Annotated in this window: 7 protein-coding genes and 2 pseudogenes; 4 read left to right on the top strand and 5 right to left on the bottom strand. The window is 29.6% G+C overall.

Annotated elements, in window-relative coordinates; genetic code table 11:
- Positions 1 to 359: 359 nt before the first annotated feature.
- A complete protein-coding gene (locus ACFSTA_RS18780; RefSeq protein WP_377558373.1) occupies positions 360 to 1,220 on the bottom strand; it encodes a hypothetical protein in 861 nt (286 codons plus the stop codon).
- 234 nt (positions 1,221 to 1,454) lie between these two features.
- On the opposite strand from ACFSTA_RS18780, the pseudogene ACFSTA_RS18785 reads away from it, so the two are divergent.
- A pseudogene (locus tag ACFSTA_RS18785) lies at positions 1,455 to 1,616 on the top strand (hypothetical protein); the annotation flags it as partial.
- 83 nt (positions 1,617 to 1,699) lie between these two features.
- Here ACFSTA_RS18785 and ACFSTA_RS18790 read toward each other — a convergent pair.
- From ACFSTA_RS18790 to ACFSTA_RS18800, 3 genes are read right to left on the bottom strand one after another with little or no spacing between them, the layout of a single operon-like run.
- Complete coding sequence (locus tag ACFSTA_RS18790; protein ID WP_377558374.1) at positions 1,700 to 1,837, bottom strand: hypothetical protein; 138 nt, start codon at positions 1,835 to 1,837, stop codon at positions 1,700 to 1,702.
- On the bottom strand, positions 1,828 to 2,067 hold the full coding sequence (locus ACFSTA_RS18795; protein WP_377558379.1) for a hypothetical protein: 240 nt from the start codon (positions 2,065 to 2,067) through the stop codon (positions 1,828 to 1,830). The genes ACFSTA_RS18790 and ACFSTA_RS18795 overlap by 10 nt, the downstream gene beginning before the upstream one ends.
- A 50-nt stretch (positions 2,068 to 2,117) precedes the next feature.
- A complete protein-coding gene (locus tag ACFSTA_RS18800; protein ID WP_377558378.1) occupies positions 2,118 to 2,447 on the bottom strand; it encodes an Arm DNA-binding domain-containing protein in 330 nt (109 codons plus the stop codon).
- A 402-nt stretch (positions 2,448 to 2,849) separates the two neighbouring features.
- On the opposite strand from ACFSTA_RS18800, the gene ACFSTA_RS18805 reads away from it, so the two are divergent.
- Entirely contained in the window at positions 2,850 to 3,224 is a 375-nt protein-coding gene (locus tag ACFSTA_RS18805) for a hypothetical protein (RefSeq protein ID WP_377558375.1), read from the top strand.
- 428 nt (positions 3,225 to 3,652) lie between these two features.
- Here the strand turns inward: ACFSTA_RS18805 and ACFSTA_RS18810 are convergent.
- Positions 3,653 to 3,769 (bottom strand): annotated as a pseudogene (locus ACFSTA_RS18810) (Arm DNA-binding domain-containing protein); the annotation flags it as partial.
- Between the two features lie 193 nt (positions 3,770 to 3,962).
- Between ACFSTA_RS18810 and ACFSTA_RS18815 the strand changes: the two are divergent.
- Positions 3,963 to 5,192, top strand: coding sequence for a protein kinase domain-containing protein (locus tag ACFSTA_RS18815; protein ID WP_377558376.1), 1,230 nt, complete (start codon positions 3,963 to 3,965; stop codon positions 5,190 to 5,192).
- A 230-nt stretch (positions 5,193 to 5,422) separates the two neighbouring features.
- Positions 5,423 to 6,001 carry a hypothetical protein gene (locus ACFSTA_RS18820; RefSeq protein ID WP_377558377.1) on the top strand — a complete coding sequence of 193 codons (579 nt, stop codon included), beginning with the start codon at positions 5,423 to 5,425 and terminating at the stop codon, positions 5,999 to 6,001.
- Positions 6,002 to 6,399: the final 398 nt, after the last annotated feature.

Here is a 6,399-nt window from a genome sequence, read left to right on the forward strand (position 1 = left end):
ACCACGCCACAGTGGTAAATATCATAGGTGATTCTTACAGAATCAAAGATCATTTAGATAAAGAAAATGATTAAAATTGTACATTCTTAAACAGTCAAAACTGTACATAATTAACTTGACATTTATATAAGTCTAATATTAATAAAAATGTGTAATTTAAACTGGCTATCAATACTTTACAACTAATTAACACTTATTTTTACTTAATAAGTAAACAAAATATAGTATAGTAGTCTATACTTTAAAAACATGAATTTTTCTAATGCCTTTATTTTTCTTAACTACTGATAAATAGGCATTGACAAGATAATTTTCTCAAATATTAAAACTCCCTAATACAGATTTAGGGAGTTTTAATATTAAATACTATTTATTGAAAAATAAATGTCTTTGAAAAATTCATTATTAAATGGTTTCCATTTGTTTTCTTCAGTTAAATATCCCCTAAAGAAAGCATATAGTTCTTTGTTTGTGTCTACAAACTTTTTAGCATCTTTTCCGTAATATCTTTTAAACATTATTTTTTTATTTGTGAATAATGGTGGTGTAATTTTAGAGTTTATAAATAATATTTTCAAACCAGTATCATTGAATGTTTGAACCTTGACCTTACCATAGAAAATTCGTATTTTATTGAAAGGGAGGTGTGATACTTGGTCAACATTAACAAAAAATTCGTTTAAGGAAAGAGTTTTTATTGAAGAGATTTTTAAAAATCTTTTATGGTTATCAAAGGAATAATCCCTAAACATTTCAATTAAAGATATAATGGATGTGATATAACTTCCTTCATTTTTTCCTTTAGTACCATAAGAATTGTTCTTTGGTCTGTGAGATAGATTATTATTGTACTTTGTTTCAGTATTTTCCAAGTAATGTTTAACAGTCTTTTGTTCTGATATTTTTTTTAATTTAACAGTTCCATTTTTATTTACACTAGTTTTTGCATTTTCTGTTTCAAAATTAGAACGCTGTTTCTCTTCATCTTCACCAGATTCATTGCAACCAGCTATATGAAGTGTACTTTTTGAAGTTGGGGTAAAATAAATTCTTTTAGCACTTTTTTCTCTCCAATTAGTACAAGTTAAGTTAATATTACATTCATTATCGGCACACTTAAACGCTCTACTTTCCATTAGTTCGCCATATAATGATTTTTTATGTGCAGTTTCAGCAGAAATTGGCTTACCCAATTCAAGGCTATATGCTCTTTTTACCATAACAACCTCCTATAACAAATTTATTGATATATTTATTATCGGGAATGTTCGGTCGAGTTTGAATTCTAGAAGTCAAAAAAATTATAAAGTATTCGAATTCGTAGATTCTACTATAAACATGTTTGAATAAGATAACTACTTTACAGAAAACAGCCACAGCTTTATACTAATTTTGTAAGTGTTAATAAGTGAAGTAGTCTATACTTTTTAGATAATTTATAAAACATGACTATACCAACAAAAGTTACTCGTTCTGCATTACAAAACGCAGCATCTGTAGCAGCAATGTTCTTAACTACAGAAGCTGTAGTCGCTGACAAGCCTGAAGAAGACGGCGGCGCTGGCGGCGGAATGCCAGACATGGGCGGCATGGGTGGAATGGGCGGCATGATGTAAGTTGCCCTTTGAAACCTTGATATATAAGGGGTTTTTATGCAAGGTGAGAGTGAATGGCTAACATTTGGCTAACATTTTGTACATTATTGTAGGCTTTTCATAAGTTGACCAAACTTTTGAGAAGCCTCTTTTTTTAATTCTTTTGATACATGTAGATAGATATTTCTAGTGGTTCTATCTTCCGTATGTCCTAGCCTGTCCATTATTTCTTCTATACCCACATTAGCTTCTGCAAGAAGTGATGTGTGCGTATGTCGTAAGGAGTGAGTTCTTGATTTAACCCAGCTATTTTTAATAATCGCTTCATCCTGTTTTCAACCGTATTAATAAGAATGGGATATCCAGGATATCGATATGAATTTGTAAAAATAAAATCCTTACTATAATAGGCACCGTTTATCCTTTTTGCTTTTTCTTGTTTATCTTTATGTCTTTTTAACGCATTATTCACGATATTTTCAACGACGATTTTTCTTACCGATCCTTTTGTTTTGGGTGGAACTAACTGGTACTTAGGTCATTTAGAGAATCTTGATATTTCTTTAGGTTAATGTCCTTGAGCTTAAGATGCGCAAAATATGGCATTAATTTATCAATTTCGTGTAGTCTTACTCGAATGGTTCCCGGTTTGACATCTCGACTATGACTGTAAATGGAAAGCCATGCCGGTGCAAAGTCTTTAAATAGGGTATCTTTTTCCTCTATATATGTTCCTTGATGCAAATCATAAATTAATTCGTTTGCTACTTTTTCTGCTTCTTCCCTTGTATTAAATCCACTTCTTTGTGTTTGTTTCCTTTTTCCTGTCTTTGGATCAATACCGATATCTATGGTAAATGCCCATTTAGAACTACAAACACATCATTTTTTCTTACAAGTACATCTTCTTCTATAGAATGACCCTTTCATTGTATGACATCATTTCAAAAGCTTTTTGGTAGGATTATTACCAAATAATTCTAATAAAATACTAGCCTTTCATCGTTAATAATGGGAATAAAGCTATTAAAATATGTTTTAAAAAATATATTTATTATATAATGCAGGAAGAAAAACCTTGAATTTAAAAGCCAGTGAATTAAATAGAACCAATAGGTAAAGAACATATCATAATGCATGGGACTTAATTCTTACTACGAATATGTCTTAGTATCGGATAACCAAATTTTTAATAATTGATAGCATAAGGTATACTTACTAGGAGTATTGTAAAATTTTTAGGAGGTAACTCATTTGCTTAAAGAGAATGAAATTTTACTATATCTAATCAACCACTCTAGATATGGAGTTCCATTTTACTTAACGTTTAAAGAAAATATCGCTAATGATTTAGAAACAGAAGGTTATGTTCAAGGAGAATTTTATAATTTTACAGATAAAGCTAAAACTCTATTGGACAATTATTATTATCAAAATAAAGATCGGGTTATTGGAATACTAAAAGTATTCGATACTTCATTTTCCTATGAAACAATGTGTAGTAGGTTATCATTATCACCTGAAGATTTAAGAGGGAAATATTTAATTGAGAGATTAGCAGAAGATAATATTATTTCTATCTCTGCATCTACTAATTGGCAAGATAGAATAAAAATTTTATTTAATTAAATAATCGAAATCCAATTCTAATTTCATGTAGTGTTTAAATATCTCGTTTCCATCGACCTTATTATTTTGATTAAAAGAATGGATTACATTTTTTAACTATAAGAAGTTGATTTATTATACGTTTAAATTCAGAGGATGTATAAATTACTCCTCGTCATGTGATTGAAATTATGCTAAATATCAACTCAAACTATCAAACGCTTTAAAGCGTTCTCGTCAAAATGTTTTTTGCCGCTACTTAGCTGAGTAAACCAAAGGTACTTATAAAATCAATACGTGCTTTTAGTTGCTATTAATATCAACAATGACAGGGTGGAGATCGTTGGTTCGAGCCCAATCGGAATCACTAACAGTAAGAGGCGTCAATCCATTGTGTATCAAGGGGTCAGCACTTTTTCGTTATTCCTTACAAATGTAATTTTATCCTTTAATTCATTCACTGCTATCTGTGCTTCCTTTTTTGTTCTAAATCCACTGCGGTATAATTGTTTTCTCTTTCCCGTTAGTTTATCGATTCCAGCACTAATGCAAAAAGACCATGACTTTTCCTACTTTTTTTAATGACATTGAAAAACCTCCTGTGAATAGAGGTAGAGTGTATTTATTAGTATTGTCATATCAATTAATTTTAAAATGTTATATGTAAAAAGCTAACTAGATTACCTAATGCTTGAAATCTTATAATACTAATATACAATTGTATTTGAGTATTCTGATTTTTAATTGGAGGAATTATGAATGAGATCAGATATTAATAGCTATCTTAATATACAATTTAATAAATTAATCTCAAGATTTCAAACTGATGGAGTAGCTATTTATAAACGACTTTATAAAAATATTGATAACGAAAAACTTAGGGAGATATTTTCAATCTTTCATCTAAACTTGAATGAATTATTCTCTTTTATGAACGCCAAAAATTCTCCAGGTAATGGAGGACATTTTAATGCTGATCCTAGCAGAGATCTAATAGAATTGCTAAAAGAATTACGCTTCTTTAACTCTACATTAAAAGAAGATTTTAACGAATTTAGTTTTAATCTTGTTGAAAGCTATCAACAGATTATAGATAGATGCAAGACTTTTCTAGTTAAAAGTGGCGGAAGTACAATACCAGAAGATTTCCCTGAAATCAATATTATTGAACATAAGCCTATATTTATCCTTTCTAAGAGTACTGTGATACCATCAGCTGCTTTATCCCCTAATATTGAACTAAAAAAAATCGGTGCTGGATCTTATGCTAATGTGTATAAATACAAAGACCCGCATTATAATAAATATTTTGTAGTAAAAAGAGCAAAGAATAACCTGCGAGAAGATGAACTGTTACGGTTTAGACATGAGTATGATGATTTGAAAAAGCTTGATTCACCTTATATTATTAAAGCTTACCATTATAATAATCAAAGAAATGAATATACCATGGAGTATGCTAATTACAGTTTGAATGAATTTATATCCAAAAATAATAGTACACTTTCATTTAATACAAGACGGGCTTTGACAATTCAATTATTAAATGCTTTTGAGTATATACATTCTAAATATTTATTACATCGAGATATTAGCTATCAAAATATATTGGTTAAAGTGTATGATGATGGTTCCTCATGGATAAAGGTCGGAGATTTCGGGTTAGTGAAGCGTCCTGAAAGCAATTTGACAAGACAGGGTACAGAAGTAAAAGGATCTATAAATGATTATACTGATTTAAGTGCAGTGGGTTTTGAAAATTATAGTATTCTTCATGAAACTTATGCCCTTACAAAAGTCATATATTTTATTCTCACTGGCAGGAAAACTAAATTTAACCGTGAAAGAAATGATGTCTTAAAGAGTTTTATTTTGAAAGGTATTTCACCTGTAAAGGAAGAGCGATTTAAAAATATAGAAGAGATTAAAGCTGAGTTGATAAAGGTAGTATTTCCATCAATTAGATCAGATAATAAGATTCCTGTATAAAAAGAAGCTTTGGTAGAGTCAACTAAATTGTTGGTTCTTAATTACACTATATAAGAAAAGTATGCAACATAGTGAACTTTGGGAAGGTATTATATTAGGGAATCAGAGTATAAGGACATTAATGGTAGAGAAAATGTAATTTTAATGTATATTGAAAACTAAAAAACGAATGATGTTATTTTTACATCCTTCTGTCCCTACTATGGTAGAATGTAGCAGGGGTGATAATAATGAGTTATACAATCGATAAGCTAAATGAGGCTGAATTTTTTCTGAATAAATTAAAAGAACATAAAAATGTTATTCCGGAGTTTGATTATTTTCTGAATGCATTTGTCAGTTCAGCAAGAGCTGTCTTATGGATAATGAATTATGAATATGATTCAAATAATAAATGGAAAAATTGGTATAATGAAAAATCAACCAGTGAATCTGAAGATATTTTATTAAGAGGAATTACTAATATGAGAAATAGATCACTAAAGCAAGCACCTCTTAAAACTAAAAAATACCATATAATGAATTTGGGTACTGAAACTGTTGATATTTATGAAGAAATAAAAAAGTTTGTTGATAAACATGGTAAGGATAAAGAGTATGATATTGTAATAAAACAACATGACAATATTGAAAACCGAAAGATATTAAGAAGTGAGAATGAGCTAACAATCCACGGCAGACTAAATATACATGATACAGTAGAAGAATTTAAGGGTAGTAATATAATTGATAAATGCGAAGAGTATTTCTTATGGCTAAAATCACTTGTGGAAGAATGTACAAGTATGTTTAATAATCAGGATAACTAATATTAAGAGCTTACATGTGTAGGTTCTTTTTTAATGCGCAAATGGAACGTATTATCAATTATCTCCAAATGGAGCCGCTTTATTGTCCAACATTTCAGGTGATTCTGGTACTCTTAAAATAAGTGTTATTCAACTAACGAAGCAGGTTAATGAAAGAAAAAATACATATTAGTAGATTAAGAGCTATTGTAATTCCTATCGTAAGGAAATTCTCATACGGAGGCATTGTTTGGATCTTAATAATGATGGCTTTGGGATAATTAAAATAGCCCTGTGACTGCTAAACTAAATGTAACAGTTCTTGCTTGATAAGATTTAACACTTCTTGTCCATTAAAATTCTGGTAACTTCCAAGAGATCCAGAAAAAATACTAATGATTCTTCTTAGACACTAGATA

This window comes from Ornithinibacillus salinisoli (assembly GCF_042684965.1).
Taxonomy (GTDB): Bacteria; Bacillota; Bacilli; order Bacillales; family Amphibacillaceae; genus Ornithinibacillus; species Ornithinibacillus salinisoli.

Bases quoted from the DNA above. Each gene is read 5' to 3' on its own strand.
- ACFSTA_RS18820 (WP_377558377.1), top strand. From the start codon at position 5,423: ATGAGTTATACAATCGATAAGCTAAATGAGGCTGAATTTTTTCTGAAT.
- ACFSTA_RS18815 (WP_377558376.1), top strand. From the start codon at position 3,963: ATGAGATCAGATATTAATAGCTATCTTAATATACAATTTAATAAATTA.
- ACFSTA_RS18780 (WP_377558373.1), bottom strand. From the start codon at position 1,220: ATGGTAAAAAGAGCATATAGCCTTGAATTGGGTAAGCCAATTTCTGCT.